This window comes from Streptomyces sp. JH002 (assembly GCF_050916115.1).
GTDB classification, from domain to species: domain Bacteria; phylum Actinomycetota; class Actinomycetes; order Streptomycetales; family Streptomycetaceae; genus Streptomyces; species Streptomyces xiamenensis.
The window spans coordinates 4,000,420-4,022,060 of the sequence record NZ_CP087989.1 but is presented as its reverse complement, the minus strand read 5'-3'; the positions used below and the strand labels follow the sequence as shown (position 1 = coordinate 4,022,060).

The 21,641-nt window shown below is 72.5% G+C and carries 24 protein-coding genes and 1 tRNA gene; 14 read left to right on the top strand and 11 right to left on the bottom strand.

The window, feature by feature from the left end; all coding sequences use genetic code 11:
- The first annotated feature begins 15 nt into the window (after positions 1-15).
- From H7827_RS18455 to H7827_RS18445, 3 genes are all read left to right on the top strand, one after another.
- Positions 16-1,032, top strand: coding sequence for a hypothetical protein (locus H7827_RS18455; protein ID WP_432746597.1), 1,017 nt, complete (start codon positions 16-18; stop codon positions 1,030-1,032).
- A 234-nt stretch (positions 1,033-1,266) separates the two neighbouring features.
- Complete coding sequence (locus H7827_RS18450; protein ID WP_432746596.1) at positions 1,267-2,181, top strand: hypothetical protein; 915 nt, start codon at positions 1,267-1,269, stop codon at positions 2,179-2,181.
- Positions 2,135-2,851 carry a hypothetical protein gene (locus H7827_RS18445; RefSeq protein ID WP_432746595.1) on the top strand — a complete coding sequence of 239 codons (717 nt, stop codon included), beginning with the start codon at positions 2,135-2,137 and terminating at the stop codon, positions 2,849-2,851. Before H7827_RS18450 ends, H7827_RS18445 begins: the two co-directional genes overlap by 47 nt.
- A 236-nt stretch (positions 2,852-3,087) precedes the next feature.
- On the opposite strand, the gene H7827_RS18440 is transcribed toward H7827_RS18445, so the two are convergent.
- The 7 genes from H7827_RS18440 to galU all read right to left on the bottom strand — a co-directional run bounded on the left by H7827_RS18440 (position 3,088) and on the right by galU (position 8,094).
- Positions 3,088-3,161, bottom strand: a tRNA-Ala gene (locus H7827_RS18440).
- 52 nt (positions 3,162-3,213) lie between these two features.
- Positions 3,214-4,155, bottom strand: a complete 942-nt coding sequence (gene sepX, locus H7827_RS18435) for a divisome protein SepX/GlpR (RefSeq protein ID WP_432746594.1) — start codon at positions 4,153-4,155, stop codon at positions 3,214-3,216.
- 128 nt (positions 4,156-4,283) lie between these two features.
- Positions 4,284-4,910, bottom strand: a complete 627-nt coding sequence (locus tag H7827_RS18430; RefSeq protein ID WP_200366577.1) for a GNAT family N-acetyltransferase — start codon at positions 4,908-4,910, stop codon at positions 4,284-4,286.
- Entirely contained in the window at positions 4,907-5,407 is a 501-nt protein-coding gene (locus H7827_RS18425; RefSeq protein WP_400012176.1) for a molybdenum cofactor biosynthesis protein B, read from the bottom strand. Before H7827_RS18425 ends, H7827_RS18430 begins: the two co-directional genes overlap by 4 nt.
- Positions 5,404-5,883, bottom strand: a complete 480-nt coding sequence (moaC, locus tag H7827_RS18420) for a cyclic pyranopterin monophosphate synthase MoaC (protein WP_432746593.1) — start codon at positions 5,881-5,883, stop codon at positions 5,404-5,406. The genes H7827_RS18425 and moaC overlap by 4 nt, the downstream gene beginning before the upstream one ends.
- Positions 5,880-7,187, bottom strand: a complete 1,308-nt coding sequence (gene glp, locus H7827_RS18415) for a molybdotransferase-like divisome protein Glp (RefSeq protein WP_432746592.1) — start codon at positions 7,185-7,187, stop codon at positions 5,880-5,882. Before glp ends, moaC begins: the two co-directional genes overlap by 4 nt.
- Positions 7,180-8,094, bottom strand: coding sequence for a UTP--glucose-1-phosphate uridylyltransferase GalU (gene galU / locus H7827_RS18410; protein WP_030736084.1), 915 nt, complete (start codon positions 8,092-8,094; stop codon positions 7,180-7,182). Before galU ends, glp begins: the two co-directional genes overlap by 8 nt.
- A gap of 54 nt (positions 8,095-8,148) precedes the next feature.
- On the opposite strand from galU, the gene H7827_RS18405 reads away from it, so the two are divergent.
- Complete coding sequence (locus H7827_RS18405) at positions 8,149-8,766, top strand: 5-formyltetrahydrofolate cyclo-ligase (protein ID WP_386533705.1); 618 nt, start codon at positions 8,149-8,151, stop codon at positions 8,764-8,766.
- A 93-nt stretch (positions 8,767-8,859) separates the two neighbouring features.
- On the opposite strand, the gene H7827_RS18400 is transcribed toward H7827_RS18405, so the two are convergent.
- Entirely contained in the window at positions 8,860-11,607 is a 2,748-nt protein-coding gene (locus H7827_RS18400; protein WP_432746591.1) for a penicillin acylase family protein, read from the bottom strand.
- Between the two features lie 256 nt (positions 11,608-11,863).
- Here H7827_RS18400 and H7827_RS18395 point away from each other — a divergent pair, with 256 nt between their 5' ends.
- The 5 genes from H7827_RS18395 (at position 11,864) to mscL (ending at position 16,116) form a co-directional block, all read left to right on the top strand.
- Positions 11,864-13,429 (top strand): potassium/proton antiporter, encoded by a 1,566-nt coding sequence (locus tag H7827_RS18395; RefSeq protein WP_432747999.1) that lies wholly within the window; start codon positions 11,864-11,866, stop codon positions 13,427-13,429.
- Positions 13,430-13,538: 109 nt separating this feature from the next.
- Positions 13,539-13,910: an FmdB family zinc ribbon protein gene (locus H7827_RS18390; RefSeq protein ID WP_432746589.1), complete on the top strand. Its 372-nt coding sequence runs from the start codon at positions 13,539-13,541 to the stop codon at positions 13,908-13,910.
- Complete coding sequence (locus H7827_RS18385) at positions 13,907-14,746, top strand: S-methyl-5'-thioadenosine phosphorylase (RefSeq protein WP_030736103.1); 840 nt, start codon at positions 13,907-13,909, stop codon at positions 14,744-14,746. Before H7827_RS18390 ends, H7827_RS18385 begins: the two co-directional genes overlap by 4 nt.
- Before the next feature lie 89 nt (positions 14,747-14,835).
- On the top strand, positions 14,836-15,480 hold the full coding sequence (locus H7827_RS18380) for a hypothetical protein (RefSeq protein ID WP_432746587.1): 645 nt from the start codon (positions 14,836-14,838) through the stop codon (positions 15,478-15,480).
- Positions 15,481-15,561: 81 nt separating this feature from the next.
- Positions 15,562-16,116 (top strand): large conductance mechanosensitive channel protein MscL, encoded by a 555-nt coding sequence (gene mscL / locus H7827_RS18375; RefSeq protein ID WP_432746585.1) that lies wholly within the window; start codon positions 15,562-15,564, stop codon positions 16,114-16,116.
- A gap of 29 nt (positions 16,117-16,145) precedes the next feature.
- Here the strand turns inward: mscL and H7827_RS18370 are convergent, their stop codons facing one another.
- Positions 16,146-16,556: an organic hydroperoxide resistance protein gene (locus H7827_RS18370; RefSeq protein ID WP_030736113.1), complete on the bottom strand. Its 411-nt coding sequence runs from the start codon at positions 16,554-16,556 to the stop codon at positions 16,146-16,148.
- A gap of 118 nt (positions 16,557-16,674) precedes the next feature.
- Here H7827_RS18370 and H7827_RS18365 point away from each other — a divergent pair, with 118 nt between their 5' ends.
- Positions 16,675-17,169, top strand: a complete 495-nt coding sequence (locus H7827_RS18365; protein WP_432746582.1) for a MarR family winged helix-turn-helix transcriptional regulator — start codon at positions 16,675-16,677, stop codon at positions 17,167-17,169.
- Between the two features lie 27 nt (positions 17,170-17,196).
- On the opposite strand, the gene H7827_RS18360 is transcribed toward H7827_RS18365, so the two are convergent.
- Entirely contained in the window at positions 17,197-17,871 is a 675-nt protein-coding gene (locus H7827_RS18360; RefSeq protein ID WP_432746580.1) for an AMP-binding protein, read from the bottom strand.
- Between the two features lie 90 nt (positions 17,872-17,961).
- On the opposite strand from H7827_RS18360, the gene H7827_RS18355 reads away from it, so the two are divergent.
- The 3 genes from H7827_RS18355 to H7827_RS18345 all read left to right on the top strand — a co-directional run bounded on the left by H7827_RS18355 (position 17,962) and on the right by H7827_RS18345 (position 20,780).
- The gene (locus tag H7827_RS18355; protein WP_432746578.1) at positions 17,962-19,122 is read left to right on the top strand and encodes a P1 family peptidase; all 1,161 of its coding nucleotides are present in this window, start codon (positions 17,962-17,964) and stop codon (positions 19,120-19,122) included.
- Positions 19,123-19,326: 204 nt separating this feature from the next.
- Positions 19,327-19,929 (top strand): cyclodeaminase/cyclohydrolase family protein, encoded by a 603-nt coding sequence (locus H7827_RS18350; RefSeq protein ID WP_386539787.1) that lies wholly within the window; start codon positions 19,327-19,329, stop codon positions 19,927-19,929.
- Entirely contained in the window at positions 19,926-20,780 is an 855-nt protein-coding gene (locus tag H7827_RS18345; RefSeq protein ID WP_432746576.1) for a bifunctional 5,10-methylenetetrahydrofolate dehydrogenase/5,10-methenyltetrahydrofolate cyclohydrolase, read from the top strand. Before H7827_RS18350 ends, H7827_RS18345 begins: the two co-directional genes overlap by 4 nt.
- Positions 20,781-20,789: 9 nt before the next feature.
- On the opposite strand, the gene H7827_RS18340 is transcribed toward H7827_RS18345, so the two are convergent.
- Positions 20,790-21,155 (bottom strand): winged helix-turn-helix transcriptional regulator, encoded by a 366-nt coding sequence (locus tag H7827_RS18340; protein WP_432746574.1) that lies wholly within the window; start codon positions 21,153-21,155, stop codon positions 20,790-20,792.
- A 103-nt stretch (positions 21,156-21,258) separates the two neighbouring features.
- Here H7827_RS18340 and H7827_RS18335 point away from each other — a divergent pair, with 103 nt between their 5' ends.
- Positions 21,259-21,636 (top strand): VOC family protein, encoded by a 378-nt coding sequence (locus tag H7827_RS18335; RefSeq protein WP_386539790.1) that lies wholly within the window; start codon positions 21,259-21,261, stop codon positions 21,634-21,636.
- Positions 21,637-21,641: the final 5 nt, after the last annotated feature.

Here is a 21,641-nt window from a genome sequence, read left to right as displayed (position 1 = left end):
GGAGCGTGCGCGGGCGTGTCCGCCGACCATGTGCGCACCGTCCTAACGGTTGAAGTGATCCTGTCCAGGAATGGCTGCTTGTCCAGCCGGTATGGATGGACCGTGGTTCTTAATCCGGTCACCTCTGTGAAGATCACCCGTTACCGGCCCAGGAAGGCACCGGCCCTCTGGGCGGATGTGGCGCCCCTGGTGCGGTCGGTGGTCGCCGCCACCGTGACGGCGGTGCCCTATGACGTGGGACGGTTGCTGCACGTCACCGGGGCGTTGGCGATGTGGGCCGAACGCATGGGCATGGAGCGGGAGCCGGAGGTCTGGCTGCGGAATGAGACCATCGACGCGTTCGTCCTCTCGCGTGCCGGGGAGATCCGGGCGACGTCGGTGCAGACCTACCGGACGTGGCTTTTGCGGGTGCGGGACGCGCTGACCTGGAGCGAGCGAGGGGAAGCCGCACCGGTCCGGCTGCACGCTGATCCGATGCCTCAGCAGCCCTATACGAAAGGCGAGTTGGCCGGGTTGCGGCACTCGGCCGAGCATCTGCCCCGTCAGCAGCGGAACGACGCTCTCGCTCTCCTTGGTCTGGGGGCTGGCTTCGGGTTGACGCCGAAGGAGGTGGCTGCCAGTCGCGGTCATCATCTGAGGCTCCTGCGGCGGGGAGGTCCGGTGCTGCACACCGGAGTTGACCGTGTCGTCCCGCTCGCGGCCCGCGCAGGGTGGGAGTCCGTGCTCGGGGATCTGGCGAAGGCCGCAGGTGCTGGATACCTTTTCCGGCCCCGCCGATCCGTGGAATACGCCAAGAATCTGGTGAGCTCCTGGCCTCTGCATCACCGCCCGCCCGACGGTCTGCCAGCGCTTGCGGTGGGCCGGCTGCGGGCGACGTGGATCGTCGAACTGATGGCCGCGCGCATTGACCACGACCTGATCGCAAAGACCGCAGGCCTGGCCTCGGCCGCTTCTTTGGCCCGCTTTCAGCATCATGTTCCCGCCCTGGACACGCCCACAGCTGTGAAGCTGCTGCGAGGGCACGGGAGTTGACCGTTCCCCGGGCATGGCGGAACCCGGGGAAGATCAAGCAGTGCCGGCCCAGGCCCGTCGGCGAGGCTCCGGCTCAGATCCCGGACTCGAAGGTCGGCCAACTGGACGCGCTGCTGTATTCCTCGGGTGCGCTGGACCTGATCGACGCCGAACTGGCGGGGCGTCCCGGGCCGGGCGGGCTGCCGGTCCGGACGGTTCTGGTGGGTCTGCTGCTGTCCCTCCACTACCACCGCAGTGCGTCCCTGGCCAACCTGCCGGGTCCTGCTCGACGAACTGCGACCACCCGCCCGAGCCTGGCTCGGCATCCCGGACATCCACCACCGCGATGTCCATGCCAGGATCGCGTTCTCCCGCCGCGTCTACCGGGCCTTCGACCGGCTGACAAGCGCGCTCGACCCGTACCGCTGCGACCGGCGCCGCCGCCTGCCCCTTGCGGAGGCCGCGCTTGTTGCCGCCGCCTGGGAAGACACAGACGTTGAGCGCGTCCGGCGCCGGAAGCTGATTCAGGAGATCAGCGACCGCTTGGTGCTGGTCACTGTCCGGCTCGCCCACCGCCGAGGCCATTTCAAGGGCTGGTGCGGCGACATCGGCGTCGACACCACCGCTATTCCCTCCTGGCACCAGCCGCCCAGTGACCACCGGGGCACCGGCTCGCTCGAGTCCACTGCGGGCTGGCACTTCAGCGGCGGTTCCAAGGAGGGCGTCTTCGGGCACTCCGCCACCCTGCTGGTTGCCGCCTCCCGCCGGCACCCCCACAGCCATCCGAAGGCGGGGCGGCGGGTGAGCGCTCACCCCCAGCTTGCGCTTGGCCTCGTGCTGGATGCCCCCGGCAAACGTATCGGGCCGAACGCCATCCACGCCCTCAACCAGCTGGTTCCGTTCGGCTTCCCGGCCGGGCTGCTGGCCGCCGACCGCGCCTACACCGACCAGACCACCGACCACTTCGCCAAACCCGCTCGCCACCTGGGATACCAGCTCGTCCTCGACTACAAGAAGGAACACCGCGGCGTCCAGGGCACCCACCACGGCGCTCTCCTCATCGACGGCGCCCTGGCCTGCCCCCACATGCCCACCGCGCTGGCCCGCGCGACCACCGGCCTGGATGACAAGGCCGCACGCGGCATCGCCCCGCGACGCACAACTCGCTGAGCGCATCAGCGCCCGTGAGCCCTACTTCCTCAAGCTCAAGCAGTCCCCCGACGCGCACGGCGCGATCCGGCTGCAATGCCCCGCTGCCGGCCCCTCGCCCTCGGTGGCATGCCCCCGCTTCAACCAGGTCCACCACATCGCCGCATCCCGGCCCGCCGTCGTGGACCTCACCAGCCCACGAGCCACCGCCGCCCACACAGCGGCCAAACCCACCGTTCCCACCCCCCAGGGCGAACGCCTGCAACCCCCGCCCATGGAAGAACTGCCCAGGATCTGCTGGCAACCTACGATGACCATCCACCCCGGCGACCTGGGCAAGCTCGACAAATACCGCCAGGACCGGCACTACCTTCACCCCGCCTGGCAAGACGCCTACCGCCCCATCAGAGCGAACACCGAAGGCCTCAACGGCCGGGCCAAGGGCCACGACATCGACATCGCCGACCCCCGGAAACGGCTCGCCCACGGCCGCGTCGCGCAGACCATTCTCATCGCCCTGATGATCTGCGTGATCAACCTGAACAGCCTGTCCGCCTGGCAGAACACAACCCACCAGACGACCGCCACCGAACCGGGTGAACCCACCGAACCCACCGGACACACCCCGGAGCTCTTGATCACCAACGGGCTTCCCCCACCCAGACCAACAAGAACCAGCACGAACGCTTGAGGACCCGGCACCAGCCAGCGACATCCCGCATGCCCAGCGGCGGCCCCGCCACGCCCTCCACATCCGGACCACCTCCGTCCCGGGCCAACGTCCGCCAGGTGACCGCGCTCAGGACCCGATCCCGTTCGGACACCGCCTCGAACAAGCCCCGGAAACGCCAAGATCCCGCCCGATCGAATCGACCGGACGGGATCTCGTCAACCGCTCACACCTGGATTCGTGAACGGCCCTTGTTGTGGACCTGAGGGGATTTGAACCCCTGACCCCCTCGTTGCGAACGAGATGCGCTACCAGGCTGCGCTACAGGCCCTTGCAACGAGAGAAACTCTAGCACCCGTCCCCGGGCGGCCCGAAATCCGTGGTCATTCGCCGGCCGCCCGGGGGTGGTCGTCCTCCTCGAACTGGTCGAACAGCGGGGTGCGCTGCGGCCCCGGCTGGCCGCCCGCGGCCCCGGGGACGGCGGGCTGCTGGCCCTGCTGCGGGGGCTGCTGGGCGGGCGTGGAGCGGGCCGCGCTCCAGGTGCCGGGGGCGTCCAGGTCGACGCCGCGCGTGGTGCGCGGGGCGACGGGGGCGCTGACGTACGTGGGCAGCGGCACCGGGGCCGGCTCCCAGCCGGTCGGCTCGTCCTCGGGAGCCGGGCCCCTGCGGCGCTGCTGGTCCACCCATTCGGCGTGGTCGGTCTGCTCCACCACGGCCCGCGAGGGCTGCTCGGGGCGGGCCACCGCGCTCGCCTGGGTACGTTCGCGCAGCCGTCTGGCGGCGTCCTCGGCACGGCGGCGGTCCATGGCGACCGCGTACCGGCGGCGCTCCTGCGCCCGCACGTTGATGATGTACACGCTCAGCAGCACCCCCGGGATCGCCGGGATCCACAGGGAGCCGCCCCCGGCGCTCAGCGCGAAGATGCCGCTCCCGGCGAAGGCCACGAACAACACCATCGTGGTACGCCGCCGGCGGGCCAATACCTTCGCGCGGGCGGCGGTCACGGGTTCCGGTTCGGGTTCGGCCTCCGGTTCGAGCACCTGCTCCAGGGCCGGAGCGGGCTCCGGAGCGGCGAGCGCGGTCACCGGTTCGGCGTACGCGCGCACGTCGGCGTCGCGGTCCCCTGGCGTCGCGTCCCCCTCCGCAGCACGCCGGGCGGCGCGCCGCTCCAGTGCCGCGCGGCCGGACAGCAGCCGGATCGCGGTGCTGAAGCGTTCCGTGGGACGGGCCTCGTTCAGCTCGTCCTGTCTGCGGAGCCACATGGGCACGAGGTACGCGGCCCAGGCCCCGACGATCATTGCGAAGATGAGGCCACTGCTGCTCACGCTCACACGGTAGAGGGGTTTGCATGAGTCCATCTGCCAAATAGCGCGGTGTGTCGCACGATCTGGGGCTCATACCGGGCATTTCTTCGGATTTTATGGATGAGTTAAGGCTTATCCGAATACACGTTCTAATTGTTCGTTTGTCGATGGCTGTTCCGCCGGTGCCAGCGCTCGACCAGCCCTTCCGGCACCTCGTCCGCCGTCAACGCGAAAATCAGATGATCCCGCCACGCTCCGTCGATGTGGAGATAGCGCGGCCGCATCCCCTCCTCGCGGAACCCCAGCTTCTCCACCACCCGCCGCGAGGGCATGTTCTCCGGCCGGATGCAGATCTCCACCCGGTGCAGCCCCACCGACCGGAAACAGTGATCCGTGGCCATCGCCACCGCCGCCGGCATCACGCCGCGCCCGGCCACGTCCTGGTCGATCCAGTACCCGAGGTGCGCCGAGCACATCGACCCCCAGGTGATCCCCGCCACCGTCAACTGCCCGGCCAAGCGCCCCTGGTAGAGCACCACGAAGGGCAGCATCCGCCCCGCGTGCGCCTCGGCCCGCAGATGCCGGACCATCTGCCGGTACGTCGGCCGGTGCCCGGGCAGGTGGCCCGGCGGCGGGGGCGGGATCGTCGCCTCCCACGGCCGCAGCCACTCCCGGTTGCGCTGGTTGACCTCGCGCCAGCTCCGCTGATCACGCTGGCGGATGGGCCGCAGCCCCACCTCGCCGTCCCGCAGTTCCACGGGCCAGGGAATGCTCACGGCTGGTGATCGCCGCCGCGCAGTTGGTCCACCGCGTGCCGGGCCAGCGGCGCCAGCACCGCAAGACCGTCCCGTACCCCGCCGGTCGAGCCCGGCAGATTGACGATCAGCGTCCGGCCCGCCACCCCGGCGACACCGCGCGACAGCGCCGCCGTGGGTACCTTCGCCAGCCCCGCCGCCCGGATCGCCTCCGCGATGCCCGGCACCTCGAAGTCGATCACCGAACGGGTGGCCTCGGGGGTACGGTCCCCCGGCGTCAGCCCGGTGCCGCCTGTGGTCAGCACCACGTCGTACCCGGCCGCCACCGCCGCCCGCAGCGCCGCCGCCACCGGCTCGCCGTCCGGCACCACCTGCGGGCCCTCGGTCGTGAAACCCCACTCGCGCAGCGCCGCCACCAGCAGCGGCCCGCCCCGGTCCGGGTAGATCCCGGCCGAGGCCCGGTTGGACGCGGTCACCGCCAGCGCCCGGTACCCCAGTTCCCCCTGCCCGCCGCTCATTCGGCGCGGCTCCAGCGCCCGGACTTGCCGCCGGTCTTCTCCTCGACCCGTACCCCGTCGATGACGGCGCCCGGGTCCACGGCCTTGACCATGTCGACCACGGTCAGCGCCGCCACGGACACCGCCGTCAGCGCCTCCATCTCCACCCCCGTACGGTCCGTGGTGCGCACCGTCGCCGCGATCTCCACCGCGTCGTCGGCCACCGTCAGCTCCAGCTCCACGCCGGACAGGGCCAGCGGGTGGCACAGCGGGATGAGTTCGGGGGTGCGCTTGGCGCCCATGATGCCCGCGACGCGGGCCACCGCCAGCGCGTCGCCCTTAGGCACCCCCGCGCCGCGCAGCAGCTCCACCACCGCGGGCGCCACCCGTACCCGTCCGACGGCCCGCGCCGTCCGTACGGTGATGTCCTTGGCCGAGACGTCCACCATCCGGGCCGCGCCCGAGGCGTCCAGATGGGTCAGGTGAGGGCTGCTCATGAGGAGCTACCGTACTCCTGCGCCCCACCGCCCAGCGGCACCACCGTCAGCTCCGCCCCCGAGGCGGCGCCGGTGGCCGCCTCCGGGATCTCGATCAGCGCGTCCGCGCGGGCCAGCGCCGCCAGCAGGTGCGAGGACGTGCCGCCCACCGGCCGGACGGTGCCCAGGCGTTCGCCGGGTGCGGGCGGCGTGTAGCTGCCGCGCAGGTACTGGCGGCGCCCGGCCGGGGAGACCAGCGGCTCCTCGCACTCCAGGCGGGCCCGTACCCGGGCCCGCTCGACCTGCGGGTGTCCGGCCAGGGCGCGCAGCGCGGGGCGCACGAACAGTTCGAAGGACACGTACGAGCTGACCGGGTTGCCCGGCAGTGCCAGCAGCGGGATGCGCTGCTTGCCCACCAGGCCGAAGCCCTGCGGCTTGCCCGGCTGCATGGCCAGCCGCCGGAACTCCACGCTGCCGCGCAGCGCTTCCTTCACCACGTCGTAGGCGCCCACGCTCACCCCGCCGCTGGTGATGACGAGGTCGGCGCGCGAGAGCTGGTCCTCCAGGGCGGCGCGCAGCCGCTCGGGGTCGTCCGCGACGGTGGCGGCCCGGTACGCGGCGGCCCCGGCGGCCCGCGCGGCGGCGGTCAGCGTGAAGCTGTTGGAGTCGTGGATCTGTCCGGGGCGCAGGGCGGTGCCGGGCGGGACGAGTTCGCTCCCCGTGGACAGCACCACGACGCGCGGGCGCGGCCGTACCTCCACGGAGGCCCGGCCGACCGCGGCCAGCAGGCCCAGTTGCGGCGGCCCGAGCACGGTGCCGGCGGGCAGCGCCAGCGCCCCGGCGGCGGCGTCCGAGCCGCGCTCCCTGATGTGCGCGCCGCGTTCGGCGGGGCGGTGCACGCGGACTCTCTCCCCGCCGCGTACCCGCCCGGCGGGCATCGCGCTGACGGGGCCGCCGCCGAGGCCGCCGTCCGTCCACTCCACCGGCACCACGGCCTCGGCGCCGGGCGGCAGCGGCGCGCCGGTCATGATGCGCAGCGCCTGCCCGGGCCGGAGCGTGGGCAGTTCGCCGCTGCCGGCCGCGATGTCGCCGGTCACGGTGAGCGCCACCGGCCGCTCCGCCGTCGCGGCGGCGACATCGGCGCAGCGCACCGCGTACCCGTCCATGGAGCTGTTGTCGAAGGGCGGGAGCGCGGTGGGTACGGTCACGTCCTCGGTCAGGACGCAGCCGTCGGCCTCCAGCAGCGGGAGGGCGATCGGGTCCAGCGGGCGGATCGCGCGCAGGATGTCGGCAAGGTGGTCATCGACCGACCACAGGTCACTCAAGTGCCCGCATCTCCTCGTTGACATAGGTCTTCAGCCAGGCCCGGAACTCGGGCCCGAGGTCCTCACGTTCGCACGCCAGCCGGACGATGGTGCGCAGATAGTCGGCGCGGTCGCCCGTGTCGTAGCGGCGGCCCTTGAACACCACCCCGTACACCGGGCCGCCGCTCACGTCGGAGGTGGCCATCGTCTGGAGGGCGTCGGTCAGCTGGATCTCGCCGCCGCGGCCCGGCGGGGTCTCGCGCAGCACCTCGAAGACGCCGGGGTCCAGGACGTAGCGGCCGATGACGGCGAGGTTGCTGGGGGCGTCGGCCCGGTCGGGCTTTTCCACCAGGTCGGTGACGCGGTGCACGCCGTCCTGCCCGGTGGATTCGACGGCGGCGCAGCCGTAGAGGTGGATCTGGGAGGGGTCGACCTCCATCAGCGCGATGACGGAGCCGCCGCGCTCCTCCTGGACGGCGGTCATCCGGGTGAGCAGCGGGTCGCGCGGGTCGATGAGGTCGTCGCCCAGCAGGACGGCGAAGGGCTGGTCGCCGACGTGCGGGGCGGCGCACAGTACGGCGTGCCCCAGGCCCTTGGGGTCGCCCTGGCGGACGTAGTGCATGGTGGCCAGGGCGGTGGACTCCTGGACCCGGGAGAGCCGGTCGAGGTCGCCCTTGCGGCGCAGCGCGTCCTCCAGCTCGTAGTTGCGGTCGAAGTGGTCTTCCAGGGGACGTTTGTTGCGCCCGGTGATCATCAGCACGTCGGTGAGGCCCGCGCTGGTGGCTTCCTCCACCACGTACTGGATGGCCGGCTGGTCGACCACCGGCAGCATTTCCTTGGGGGTGGCCTTGGTGGCGGGGAGGAACCGGGTCCCGAGCCCGGCGGCAGCGATGACAGCCTTGCTGATCCGGGGGCGAGGTGATGTCATGCCCGTCACTTTATCCAGCTAGTGTGCTTGGACCCTTTACGCGAGGATGACGAAATGGATCATGTCGCAGGGGCCACGGCCGACGGCAAGCGGGCGGTGCGCCGCGATCTGCTGGCGGTACGGGCCGCGCTGAGCGACGAGGAGGTCGCGCAGGCCGCCGTGGCGCTGGCCGACCGCGCCCTGGGCCTGCCGGAGCTGGCTTCGGCGCGCACGGTCGCCGCGTATGTGTCGGTGGGCCACGAGCCGGGCACCGGCGTGCTGCTGGACGCGCTGCGCGAGCGTGGCGTGCGGGTGCTGCTGCCGGTGCTGCTGGCGGACGACGACCTGGACTGGGGCGTGTACGAGGGGCCCGGCGCGCTGGTGGAGACGGAGCGCGGCGGCCGGATGCGGCTGCGGGAGCCGGGCGGGGAGCGGCTGGGCCGCGAGGCGGTGCTGGACGCGGACGTGGTGCTGCTGCCGGGGCTCGCGGTGGACGCGCACGGGGTGCGGATGGGGCGCGGCGGCGGCAGCTACGACCGGGTGCTGGCCCGGCTGGCGGCGGCCGGGGCGGATCCGGCGCCGGTGGTGCTGCTGTACGGGCACGAGGTGGTCGGGCGGCTGCCGGTGGAGCCGCACGACCGTCCGGTACGGGTGGCGGTCACCCCCGAGGGCGTGCACCGCTTCCCGCGCTGAGCGGGGCGGAGCGGGCCGGGCCGCGGGCCGGAACGACAACGGGGCGGGGCCGGTACGTACGACGTACCGGCCCCGCCCCGTCCGCTTGCGCCGTTACTCGTCCCCGGCGTCCTCGTCCGTGTCCTCGCGGGCGCCGCCCGGGGTCAGCGTGAGGGTGTCCCGGGTGCGTTCCGCGACCGCCTCGGCGGTGGAGGGCCAGGGCAGGAACTCGCCGCGCGCCCACATTCCCGTCTGGTCGGTGTAGTGCTCGTGGTACGCGTGCCCCGAGGCGCCCGACAGGTTGATCCACAGCGACTCGTCGAAGTCGGCCAGCGACACGATCATCCGCATGGAGGGCACCCACGTCGTCTCGTAGCCGCCCGCCGCGTTCCACGCGGTGGCGTTGACGGCGTCCGCGCCGCCCGACAGGTTCCACGGGCCGCGATTCAGCATCCAGCGCAGCGGGCCCGGGCCCTCCTCACCGAGGGTCTGGTTGGTGAGGGTCAGCTGGTGCAGCCGGCCCCAGCTCCAGGTGTCGATGTCCTTGCCCAGCTTCGCGGTCAGCTCCCAGCGGGCATCGCGCATCGCCCGCGCCAGCAGTTCGTCGCGGTCGGTGGCGGCCGGCTCGGTGCGGGTGGCCGGGGTCGTCCACCAGTCGCTGTCCGGCTCCTCGATCAGGACGCGCACCACCTCGAACCAGCGGTCCCCGCCGTCCGGCCACGCCGAGTCCGGGGAGCGCTCGCCGCACTCCGTGTCGAACAGCGCCTGGCCGTTGGCGTCCTCCAGCGGCGCCGAGTCGTCCGCCGGGCGCACCCGCAGGCACTGCCCCTCCACCCGCAGCTCCTTGGGGAGCTTGTGGCCGAAGGCGAGCTGGAGCGTGTTGGCCCACACCGCGTTGTAGTACGCGGCGGCGGCCGACTCGGAGTCCTGGCTGTAGTCCCAGCCCTCCAGCAGTTCCTGCGCCTCGCGGACGTAGGGGTCGGAGATCTCGATGTCCAGCAGGTACGGCACCAGGACGCGGGCCATCTCGTTGCTGTTGTCGATCTGGATGGACTGCATGTCGCCCATCGAGATCTTGCCGCCGTCCTCGATCTTCGACACCAGCAGATCCTCGATCCGCTGGCTGCGCGTGCCGTAGCTCCAGTCCTCGGTGAGGAAGTGCTCGTAGGACGCCGGGTCGATGACCGCCTGGTTGGCGGTGACGATGTAGCCGCGCTCCGGGTTCAGCTCCCAGGGCAGTTCCTCGAAGGGCACGTAGCCGGTCCAGTCGTACGCCGAGTCCCAGCCGGGCGCCGGGTAGCGGCCGTCGCCCGCGCCGCGCACCGGGATCCGGCCGGGCGCCTGGTAGCCGATGTTGCCGGAGGTGTCGGCGTAGATCATGTTCTGGGCCGGGACGGCGAAGTCGGCGGCGGCGGCCCGGAAGGCGTCGAAGTCGGTGGCGGTGTTGAGGCCGAAGACGGCGTCCATGGTGTTGGCCGGCTCCAGCGCGGTCCAGCTCAGCGAGACGGCGTAGCCGTTGCCGCGGTCCGGGGCGCCGGCGTCCACCGGCGCGGTCTGGCCGGTCTCGGCGAAGTCGTCGTGCCGGTCGGAGACGATCGGGCCGTTCTCGGTGGACCGCACGGTGATCTCGCGGTCCTCACCGCCCGCCACCTTGATCAGCTCGGTGCGGGTCTCGTACGGCTTCTGCTCACCGTCGCGCAGATAGTTGCCGTCGTTGAGCTTTTCCAGCCGCAGATCGGTCACGTCCGCGCCGAGGTTGGTAAAGCCCCAGGCGATGTCCTCGTTGTGGCCGATGACCACGCCCGGCATCCCGGAGAAGGAGAACCCGGACACCTCGAACGGACATTCCGCCGTCACCTCGTTGCAGTACAGGCCCATCTGGTACCAGACCGAGGGCAGCGAGGGGCCCAGGTGCGGGTCGTTCGCCAGCAGCGGCAGCCCGGTCGTCGTGTACTCACCGGAGACCACCCACGAGTTGGAGCCGATGCCGGGGCCCGCCGGGCCCAGCAGCGCCGGGATCTCGTCCAGGGTCGCGGCCAGCGCGCCCAGCTGCGTCCCCACCCCGCCCACCGCGTCATCGGCGGAAGACCCGTCGGCCGAACCGTCGGCCGAACCGTCGCCGGCGGTCCCCGAGCCGTCGCCCTGGTCGCCGATCGCCTCGACGATCGGGTTGTTGCGGTCGTACGGGTAGCCGGGGTACAGCTCCTCGATCTGCTCGGGGCTCAGCCGCCCGGCGAGCAGCGAGCGGTCGACCTCGTCCTCCATGTTGCCGCGCAGGTCCCACGCCATGGCCTTCAGCCAGGCCACCGAATCGACCGGGTCCCACGGCTCGGGCGCGTAGTCGTTGAGGAAACCGAGCGCCGCGTACTCCACCGAGAGCTCGGCGCCGCTGCGCGCGCCCAGGTACGAGTTCACGCCCTCCGCGTACGCCTCCAGGTACGCCTTGGTCTCCGGCGCCAGCTCCTCGTCGTACTCCTGCTGCGCGATCTGCCGCCACCCCAGGGTGCGCAGGAAGGCGTCCGTCTCCACCTGGCCCTCACCGAACATCTCCGAGAGCCGGCCGGAGGTCATGTGCCGGCGGACGTCCATCTCCCAGAACCGGTCCTGGGCATGCACATAGCCCTGGGCGCGGAAGAGGTCCTCGGCGGTGTCGGCGTACAGGCGCGGGATGCCGTTGCCGTCCCGCTGCACGGTGACCGGGCCGTTCAGCCCGTCGATTTCTATCTCCCCCGACACCTGCGGGTAGGACGCCCGCACGGTGCTCACGGTCCAGAAAGCGCCGTACCCCAATCCGGAGAGGACGATCAGTACGACAGCGATCACGAACACGCGGAGGCGTCGCGAGGGCTTGTTGGCGGGCATCTGTGTCCTTCACAGGCCTGGTGAGCGGATGGAAGCAACCATAGACATACGGCCACTGGGGTGAGCCTACGGGGAGTCACCCGCCGCGAGGGCGCGCGTCATAGCAGGGTGAAATCCGCGCGAATCAGCGCAATGGCCAACGCGTCACGGGGGTTCCGGCGGGCACGGGAACCGCGCGGCCCCCGGGAAGCGCCGACGGCCGCGAGAACAGGGGCGGGCACCGGGCCGGGGGCGACGAGGACGAGAGGACGCGACGCTGACGGTCGACCGCCTCAACGAGTTCCTGCTGCTGTGCGCCCTGGTCCTGCTGGTCGCCGTCGCCGCCGTCCGGCTCACCTCACGCAGCGGACTGCCGTCCCTGCTGCTGTATCTGGCCATCGGCGTGGTCCTGGGGCAGGACGGCCTCGGCCTGGACTTCCACGACCCGGAGACCACCCAGGTGCTCGGGTACGCGGCGCTGGTGGTGATCCTGGCCGAGGGCGGCCTGTCCACCCGCTGGCGCGACATCCGCCCCGCGGTCCCGGCCGCCGCCGTACTGGCCACCGCCGGGGTCGCGCTGAGCGTGGGGATCACGGCCGCCGGCGCGCACTACCTGGTGGGCCTGGAGTGGCGGTCCGCGCTGGTGATGGGCGCCGTGGTGTCCTCGACGGACGCCGCCGCGGTCTTCTCCGTCCTGCGCCGGGTGCCGCTGCCGCGCCGGCTGAGCGGCCTGCTGGAGGCGGAGTCGGGGTTCAACGACGCGCCGGTGGTGCTGCTGGTGGTGGCCTTCTCCGACCTGGGCGGGGGCGGGGGCGGCCCCTGGAGCGGGGGCTGGGCGGGCGGCGGGCACGCCTGGTACGTCCTGGTACCCCTGATGGCGCTTCAGCTGGCGATCGGCCTCGGCGTGGGCCTGGCCGTGGGGCGGCTGGGTGAGCTGGCGCTGCGGCGGGTGGCGCTGCCGGCCTCCGGCCTCTATCCGATCGCGGTGGTGGCGCTGACGGTGCTGGCGTACGCGGCGGGCGCGCTGGCGGGCGGCAGCGGCTTCCTGGCCACCTATGTCGCGGGTCTTGTGCTGGGCAACGCGCGGCTGCCGCACCGGCCGGTGACGCGCGGGTTCGCGGACGCCCTGGCGTGGCTGGCGCAGATCGGCCTGTTCGTGCTGCTGGGACTGCTGGTGGAGCCGTCCGACCTGCTGCGGGACTTCTGGCCGGCGGTGCTGGTCGGGGCGGTGCTGACGCTGGTGGCGCGGCCGGTGTCGGTGGCGGTGTGCACGACGCCCTTCGGGCAGCGGTGGCGGGAACAGGCGCTGCTGTCGTGGGCGGGGCTGCGCGGCGCCGTCCCCATCGTGCTGGCGATCATCCCGGTGGTGGCGGGGGTGCCGGACAGCGACCGGATCTTCCACATCGTGTTCGTGCTGGTGGTGGTCTTCACCCTGGCGCAGGGGCCGACGCTGCCCGCGCTGGCGCGCCGGCTGCGGCTGGGCGGCGAGGCGGGGGCCGGGGTGGAACTGGACATCGAGTCGACGCCGCTGGAGCGTCTCGGCGGCTTCGGGCATCTGCTGACGTGCGCGGTGCCGCGGCGGTCCCGGATGGCCGGAGTGGAGATCGCGGAGCTGCGGCTGCCCGCCGGGGCGGCGGTGATGCTGGTGGTACGGGGCGGCACGGGCTTCGTACCGGCCCCGTCGGCGGTGCTGCGGGAGGGGGACGAACTGCTGGTGGTGGCGACGGAGCCGGTGCGGGACGAGGTGGAACGGCGGCTGCTCGCGGTGAGCCGGGGCGGGCGGCTGGTGGGCTGGCTGGGCGGGCGCGGCAGCACGGGAGTACGGCGCGGCGCCCGGCACTGAGGAGCGCCGTTGTGGGACCGGTGGGGGTCGGCAGTGGACTTCCGTACCCGGAATGTTGCACGATGGACCGTCGTTAGCACTCGGTGGAGAAGAGTGCCAGGAGGATCACGTGCCGACGTATCAGTATCAGTGCACCGCGTGCCAAGAGGGCCTCGAAGTGGTGCAGAAGTTCACCGATGACGCGCTCACCGAGTGCCCCAGCTGCCAGGGGCGGCTGAAGAAGGTGTTCTCGGCGGTCGGCATCGTCTTCAAGGGCTCCGGCTTCTACCGCAACGACAGCCGTAACAGCTCGTCGAGCAGCAGCCCGGCGGCCTCCTCGGCCCAGAAGGCGGACAGCGGCGCCAAGACCGAGAAGAAGTCGGGTTCCGACGCCTCCTCCGCGGGGTCCTCCGGGTCCTCGTCGGGCGGCGGCACCCCGGCGCCCGCCGCGTCCTCGTCGTCCTCGGCCTCGTCCTCGGCCGGCTCGACCTCCGCCGCATGAGCGCGGCCGAGGCGGAGATCGGCGTCATCGGCGGGTCGGGTTTCTACTCCTTCCTGGACGATGTGACCGAAGTCACGGTCGAGACGCCGTACGGGGCGCCCAGCGACTCCCTCTTCCTCGGCGAGATCGCCGGCCGCCGGGTGGCGTTCCTCCCGCGGCACGGCCGCAAGCACGGACTGCCACCGCACCGGATCAACTACCGGGCGAACCTGTGGGCGCTGCGCTCCCTCGGGGTGCGCCAGGTACTCGGCCCGTGCGCGGTGGGCGGACTGCGCCCCGAGTACGGGCCCGGCACGCTGCTGGTGCCCGACCAACTGGTGGACCGCACCAAGGGCCGCGCGCAGACGTACTACGACGGCGAACAGCGCGAGGACGGCCAGGTGCCGAACGTGGTGCACTTGACGTTCTCCGACCCGTACTGCGCCACCGGGCGCCGGGTGGCGCTGGCCGCCGCCCGCGGGCGGGGCTGGGAGCCGGTGGACAGCGGCACGCTGTGCGTGATCGAGGGCCCGCGCTTCTCCACCCGCGCCGAATCGCGCTGGCACGCCGCGCAGGGCTGGTCCGTGGTGGGCATGACCGGCCACCCCGAGGCGGTGCTCGCCCGGGAGCTGGAGCTCTGCTACACCTCGCTGACCCTGGTCACGGATCTGGACGCGGGGGCGGAGAGCGGCGAGGGCGTCTCGCACGCCGAGGTGCTGGAGGTCTTCGGCCAGAACATCGGGCGGCTGCGCGAGGTGCTCTTCGACGCGGTGGCCGCGCTGCCCGTCACGGGTGAGCGCGACTGCGGGTGCGCGACGGCCCTGCTGGGGCAGGAGCCGGGCATAGAGCTGCCCTGACCCACCCGTGTGGGTGACGGAGTTATCCACAGCCCCGGAGTTTTCCCCAGCCTGCGGCGAGGTCTCGCGCCGCGGGACACAGTGGCCGCATGACAGCGACCACAACACCCCCACGCGATTCCCCCGCCCCCTCCACTTCCGCTGCTCCGCCTTCTCCGGTCTCCATCTCCGGATCTGTCTCCGGGTCCGACTCCGGCCACGGCTCCGGCTCCGCCCGTCCCGTGGTGCCGGCCTTCGCGCCGCTGCGCCCGCGCGTTCGGCGGTTCGGGCTGCGGCAGCTGGTACGGGGCCGGGCCCGTGGCGGGGCGGCGGGCCTCGCGGTGGCGGCTGCCGTGCTGGCGATGGCTCTGCCCGGCGACGCGCCGGCCCCGGGGAGGGAGCCAGTGACGGTGACGGTCGCCGACGCCCGCGAGGGCCCGCCGGCCGCGACGAAGGCGCCACCGGCCGCCGAGCGGGTCTCGGCTGCGGTCCGGATCGCCGACGCGCAGGTGGTCCGGCTGCTGGCGCCCGGCGACGAGGTGGATGTCCTGGCCGCCGATCCCGGTTCGGCGGACCCGGCCCGGGTGGTCGCCCACCGGGCGGAGGTCACCGAGGTTCCGGTCGAGCAGGCGGCAGGTGAGGCGGGGTTTTCCGGTGAGCGTGGCGCGCTGCTGATTCTCTCGGTCTCCCCCGCCACGGCGGCCGAGCTGGCGGGTGCGGCATCCGGAGCACAACTGGCGGTATCCCGATGGTAGTTCGAACCGATTGGACACGGAATGCCATTGTGGTGCACCGTGCGGGGTCCGACGCGGATCACATTCCAGAAGGACAGTGCAGTGAGCGAGACCAAGGGAATCCTGAGCGGATTCAAAGAATTCCTGATGCGCGGGAATGTCATCGAGCTGGCGGTGGCGGTCGTCGTCGGCGCCGCGTTCACCGGAATTGTGACGTCGGTGGTCGAGGGCGTCATCAACCCGATGATCGGCGCCTTCGGGACGCAGGATCTCGACAAGTACGAGCTGTGCCTGACGGGGGACTGCGACGCGGCGGGTGGAGCGGCGATCCGCTGGGGCTCGGTGCTGACCGCCTCGCTGACCTTCCTGATGACGGCCGCCGTCGTCTACTTCCTGATGATCATGCCGATGAACCGCTTCAACGCCCGCCGGGCCGCGAAGGCGGGGCTGCACGAGGAGCCGGTCTCCAAGACCGAGCTGGAGATCCTCATCGAGATCCGCGACGAGCTGATCGCCCAGCGTGCGGCGGGCACGGAAGCGGGCACGGAAGGGGCGCCGGCACTGGTCGGCCAGCGCGGCGCCCCGAACGGCGCGAGCGGGGAGGACACCGGCGCGGATACCGACACGGCATCGGGCTCCGGTTCCGGCAACCGCTGACGGCGGGCGGCCTCCCCCGCCGCCGCCTCCTACTCGACGACGAGCCGCACGTCGATGTTGCCCCGGGTGGCCCGGGAGTACGGGCACACCTGGTGCGCCTGGGCCACCAGCTTCTCCCCGGTCTCACCCGCGAGCGCGTCCGGCAGTTCGACACGCAGCGTCACCGCGAGACCGAATCCCACGCCGTCCTTGCCGATACCGACCTCGGCGGTGACGGACACCTCGCTGGTGTCGATCTTCTCCTGGCGCCCCACCGCGCCCAGCGCGCTGGCGAAGCAGGCGGCGTAACCGGCCGCGAACAGCTGCTCGGGGTTGGTGCCCTTGCCACTGCCGCCGAGCGCGGGCGGCGGGGCGAGGGTGAGGTCGAGCTGACCGTCGGAGCTGACGGCCCGCCCCTCACGTCCGTTGGCGGTCGCGATCGCGGTGTACAGCGGTTCCATGACGGTCTCCCTCATCCACTTCGCCGATGGCCGGCTCTCCTGACTCCTCAACCTAAGCACACAACTAAGTTGTGCACAACTAAAACGCGGACAAGGAACCCCCGGTATCGTGGTGACCATGAGCACCGAGCCCACCACCCCCTCACCCGGCCCGCCGCAGCCACCACCGGGGGAGGACGTCCTGCGGCTGCACCACCAGATCTGCTTCTCCCTGCACGCGGCATCGCGCGCGTTCGGAAGCGTCTACCGGGTGGTGCTCAAGGACCTGGGGCTGACCTACCCGCAGTATCTGGTGATGCTCGTGCTGTGGGAGCACGGCGAACTGCCCGTGAAACGGATCGGCGAACTGCTGCGCCTGGAATCGGGCACCCTGTCCCCGCTGCTCAAGCGGCTGGACGCGGCCGGCCTGGTACACCGCGAGCGCAGCGCCGAGGACGAGCGCTCGGTGACCGTGCGCCTCACCGAGCGGGGCACCGCCCTGCGGGAACCCGCGCTGCGGGTCCCGCAGCGGATCGCCACGGCCACCGGCCTGTCGCTGACAGAGGTGGCCGAGCTGCGGGAGCGGCTGAACCGCCTCACCGAAGCCCTGGACACCGCCCGCCTCGACGACTGACCCACGCCCCTTACCGGGCGCACGGCCTCACAGGTGGTGCGGAGGCTTCTCGTTCAGGAACCGGATCAGATCGCCCGGCGTGCCGTCCTCGGCGGGACGGTCGCCCCAGCCCTGATCGGTGTCATCGGCGGAACGGCGCTCCAGCGGGTCGTCGAAGATCAGCGCCGCGGGCACGGCCGCCGGCGCCGGCCGGGACGACGACGGGGCGACGGGCTTTTCGGGGGTGCTGCTCATGACTCCAGCGTACGGTCCGCCCGGGACCGGTCCGGCGTCGAGCGCCTCGTGCCACCACACATCCCGCCCGGGGGTCCAGGGCACGGGCCTGGCCAGCTGCTGCACCACCAGGACGGAGTGGACGTCGGGACAGGCCCATAAGGCGCGGTCCAATCCGGACTTGACGTCCCGGACGGTGCCGTCGACGGAACAGCTCCCGGCGGTTATCACCACCCTGGCGCCCGAGGTGCGGATGCGATGGCGGATGAAGCCCAGGTGGTCCCCGACCGGGAGCGTCAGACGCAGGGCCTCGAGCCTGATACAGGCGAGGGTCACCACCACCGACTCCAGGGACATGGGGAGCAGGACGGCGACCCGGTCCCCGGGGCGCACGCCGAGCTTCGCCAGCGCCACAGCCGCCCGCTCACCCTGTTCGAGGAGCTGGGTGTGGTTGAGCACGTCGACCGGGCCATGTTGATCCACCATCATGACGGCAGCCTGACGGGAGGCGATTGACGTCGGCTAAACGACCGCTGTACGCCTGGCCCACTCACTGCGGAGCGTGGTAATGCTGCTCATATGAGTAATCCGGAGTGGCCTACGGGGCCCGCTGACGCTCTGACAGACGTACCCGGTATCCGGGTCGGTCATGCCCAGCGGGTCGGGGACGGCTGGCTGACGGGTGTGACGGTGGTGCTGGCCCCGGAGGGCGGCGCGGTGGGCGCGGTGGATGTCCGGGGTGGCGGCCCCGGCACCCGGGAGACCGATGTCCTGGACCCGCGGAATCTCGTGGAACGGGTGGACGCCGTCGTGCTGACGGGCGGCAGCGCCTTCGGACTGGACGCCGCGTCCGGAGTGGTCGGCTGGCTGGAGGAGCACGGCCGGGGTTTCCGGATCGGCCCGGAGGCCGGTCAGGTCGTGCCGATCGTCCCGGCGGCGGTGCTGTTCGACCTGGGCCGCGGCGGCGACTGGCGCGCCCGCCCGGACGCGGCCCTGGGCCGCGCCGCCGTCGAGCACGCCGCATCCCAGGAGGCCGGCCCCGGCGTGCCCGTCGCCATGGGCACGGTCGGCGCGGGCACCGGAGCCACCACCGGAGCGGGACCGGGGCGGCTGGAGGGGGAGGGGGGAGGGCCCCCGGGGGCGTGGTTCAAGCTCAAGGGAGGGATCGGGACGGCCAGCGCCGTGCTGCCGAACGGCATCACCGTCGCCGCGCTGGCCGCGGTCAACGCGGCCGGCTCGCCGATCGACCCCGACACCGGCGCGTTCTACGCCGATGACCCCGGCCACCCGCTGCCTGCCCCGGCCCAGCACGCGCGGGCCCGCCGTCTGCTCGCCGAGGCCCACCGCACCAACACCGGCCACTCCCCCACCGCCGCCCGGCCCCCGCTGAACACCACCCTCGCCGTGATCGCCACCGACGCCCGCCTGTCCCCCGCCCAGGCCCAGAAACTCGCCGGCACCGCGCACGACGGACTGGCCCGGGCCATCCGCCCCGTCCACCTCATGACCGACGGCGACACCGTCTTCACCCTCGCCACGGCCACCCGCCCCCTCACCCACCCCGACGGCACCCCACCCGACCCCGAGACGCCCATCGAGGGCGCGCTGATCCTCTCCGAACTTCTCAGCGCCGGCGCCGACGTCCTCACCCGCGCCATCGTCAAGGGCATCCGCGCGGCCACGGGAAGCGACACCCCGGGCGGCCGCTACCCCGCTTACCGCGAGCTGTACGAGAACTGACGGAGCCGCAGGGGCGGGGACAAACCCCGGCCCCTCCCGGCCAGTGGCCGCCAGAATGACCGGCAGGAGCGAGTCGGCCGGCACGGCCGAGCGCCCGACGCGCCTGCGTGCCTCCATCGACACCACGCACGAGCGGGGTTCGCCGTAGGGTTCGGGTGGGTTCTTTGGCCGATGTGATTTCCGCGTTCAACTTCAGGACACAGCGTGCGCGATCAGACGATCTCCGAGTATCTGTCCCAGCTCGCCGACCGGGTGCCCGCGCCCGGCGGGGGTGCCGCCGCCGCCTTGCATGCCGCGCAGGGGGCCGCCCTGCTCGGCATGGTGGCCCGCTACACCACCGGTGAGAAGTACGCCGAACACCGCGACGCCGTCGAGCGGATCATCGCGCGGACGGATACGGTGCGCTCCGCCGCCCTTCGGGTCGGGGAGGAGGACGCCGCCGCGTTCACCGCCGTCATCGACGCGTACCGGCTGCCCAAGGGTGAGCGGGCCGACGCGGTCGCCCATGCTCTCGCCGGTGCCGCCCGGCCGCCGGCCGAGGTGGTCGGGCTGGCCAGGGCCGTCGTCGAACTCGCCACCGAGCTGCTGCCCATCGGCAACCGCAACGTCATCACCGACATCGCCGCCGCCACCGAGGCGGCCCGGGCCGCCGCCACCACCGCCCGGATCAATGTCGAGATCAACCTCGGCGGGATCAGGGACGAAGCCCTGCGCGCCGAACTGACCGCGGTCATCGCCGCCGTCGACGACATCGCCGACCGCGCCGCCCGGCTCACCGACGCCGTACGCCTGGAGATCGCCCCGTGACCGACCTGTTGTCCGGCCGCGAGTACGCCGCCCGCCTGCGGGAACGTACGGCGGCGGAGGCGGCCCGCCTCGCCGCGTCCGGTACGCCGCCCCGCCTCGCCGTCGTCACGGCGACCGCCGACGAGTCCAGCGCCTGGTACGTCCGGTCCATCGCCCGGGCCGCCGAGAAGTGCGGCATCCACTGCGACATCGCCGACCTCGGCCCGCGGGCCACGCCCGCCGACATCGGCGCCCGGCTGGCCGGGCTCAGCGCCGACCACGCCACCCACGGCGTCATCCTGCAGACCCCGCTCCCGCCCGGGGCCAACGCCCAGGAGCTGGCCGCCGAGATCGCGGTCGCCAAGGACGTGGACGGCGCCAACCCGCTCTCCCTGGGCCGGCTCGCGGCCGGGCTGCCCGCCTTCGCCCCCGCCACCGCCGAGGCGGTCGTCGCCGTTCTCGACGCCCACGGGATCGAGGTGGCGGGCCGTCATGTCGCCGTCGTCGGCCGTTCCACCGTCGTCGGCAAGCCGGCCGCTCTGCTGCTCCTGGACCGGGACGCGACGGTCACCGTCGCCCACTCCCGTACCCAGGACCTGGCCGCGCTCACCGGCGCCGCCGACATCGTCGTGGCGGCGGCCGGCCGTCCCGGGCTGATCACCGCCGACCACATCCGCCCCGGCGTGATCCTGGTCGATGTCGGCACCAACCCCACCCCGGACGGCGGGCTCACCGGCGACATCGACGCCGCTTCCGTCGACGGGCGGGCCGCGGCGCTCACTCCGGTGCCCGGCGGGGTCGGCCCGGTGACCACGGCGCTGCTGCTCCAGCACACGGTGCGGGCCGCGGCGGAGGCCACCGGCGCCGCCTGACGCACCGCCTCACCCGGAGCGGCGGCGCGCGGCCTCGATCTCCGCGTAGTGGCGGCGGGTCCAGGCGCACAGGCCGAAGACCGTCCCGCGCAGTTCGCGCCCCGCCTCGGTGAGCCGGTACTCGACACTCGGCGGCACGGTGGGGTGGACGGTGCGGTGCACCACCGCGTCGCGTTCCAGCGCGCGCAGCGTCTGGGCGAGCATCTTGTGGCTGATGCCCGGGACCTGACGCTTGAGTTCGCTGAACCGCAGCGTCCGGTCGGCGAGCGTCTCCAGGATGAGCAGCGCCCACTTGCCGGCCACGCCGGTGAAGATCTCCCGTGCCAGGGCGGGCACCGGGTCGGGGCTCTCGGCCGGGCCGGAGGCGGTTTCCATCGGGTGACCTTCTCACGGAAAAGTGCGTTCTTCCAGGTCAGAGCTTACTTCCCTACGGTTACCGAGGAACGTTAGGAAACCTCACCCGTCAGGGAGCACCCGCATGGCCATTCTGAAGACGTACGCCCGGCTGTGGTCCGACAGCCTCGATCAGGCCCTCCCGCTGCTGGAGCGGCTGACCGGCGCCGCCCCCGACCTGCGGGTCGGCTTCGAGTCCGTCGAGCTGGCCGCCATCGGCGACCTGCTGGTGATCGCCGGTCCGCCGGGCGAGCGGGCGAAGTACGCGCACGCCTCGGCCACGGTGGTCGTCGATGACCTGGATGAGGTGATGGCCGCCCTCGCCGGAGCGGGGGCGACCATCACCACGCCCGTCGCCCCCTCGCCCACCGGGCGCTTCCTGTACGCGCGGCACGCGGACGGGGCGGAGGTCGAGTACGTCGAGTGGGTCCCGGAGCTGGTGCGGCGGATCATCCACCGCTGACCGGC

Coding starts and splice junctions, on each gene's coding strand:
- H7827_RS18445 (WP_432746595.1), top strand. CDS start 2,135: ATGACAAGGCCGCACGCGGCATCGCCCCGCGACGCACAACTCGCTGAG.
- H7827_RS18425 (WP_400012176.1), bottom strand. CDS start 5,407: ATGAGCGGCGGGCAGGGGGAACTGGGGTACCGGGCGCTGGCGGTGACC.
- moaC (WP_432746593.1), bottom strand. CDS start 5,883: ATGAGCAGCCCTCACCTGACCCATCTGGACGCCTCGGGCGCGGCCCGG.
- galU (WP_030736084.1), bottom strand. CDS start 8,094: ATGACATCACCTCGCCCCCGGATCAGCAAGGCTGTCATCGCTGCCGCC.
- H7827_RS18405 (WP_386533705.1), top strand. CDS start 8,149: ATGGATCATGTCGCAGGGGCCACGGCCGACGGCAAGCGGGCGGTGCGC.
- H7827_RS18400 (WP_432746591.1), bottom strand. CDS start 11,607: ATGCCCGCCAACAAGCCCTCGCGACGCCTCCGCGTGTTCGTGATCGCT.
- H7827_RS18385 (WP_030736103.1), top strand. CDS start 13,907: ATGAGCGCGGCCGAGGCGGAGATCGGCGTCATCGGCGGGTCGGGTTTC.
- H7827_RS18380 (WP_432746587.1), top strand. CDS start 14,836: ATGACAGCGACCACAACACCCCCACGCGATTCCCCCGCCCCCTCCACT.
- H7827_RS18370 (WP_030736113.1), bottom strand. CDS start 16,556: ATGGAACCGCTGTACACCGCGATCGCGACCGCCAACGGACGTGAGGGG.
- H7827_RS18365 (WP_432746582.1), top strand. CDS start 16,675: ATGAGCACCGAGCCCACCACCCCCTCACCCGGCCCGCCGCAGCCACCA.
- H7827_RS18360 (WP_432746580.1), bottom strand. CDS start 17,871: ATGATGGTGGATCAACATGGCCCGGTCGACGTGCTCAACCACACCCAG.
- H7827_RS18355 (WP_432746578.1), top strand. CDS start 17,962: ATGAGTAATCCGGAGTGGCCTACGGGGCCCGCTGACGCTCTGACAGAC.
- H7827_RS18340 (WP_432746574.1), bottom strand. CDS start 21,155: ATGGAAACCGCCTCCGGCCCGGCCGAGAGCCCCGACCCGGTGCCCGCC.
- H7827_RS18335 (WP_386539790.1), top strand. CDS start 21,259: ATGGCCATTCTGAAGACGTACGCCCGGCTGTGGTCCGACAGCCTCGAT.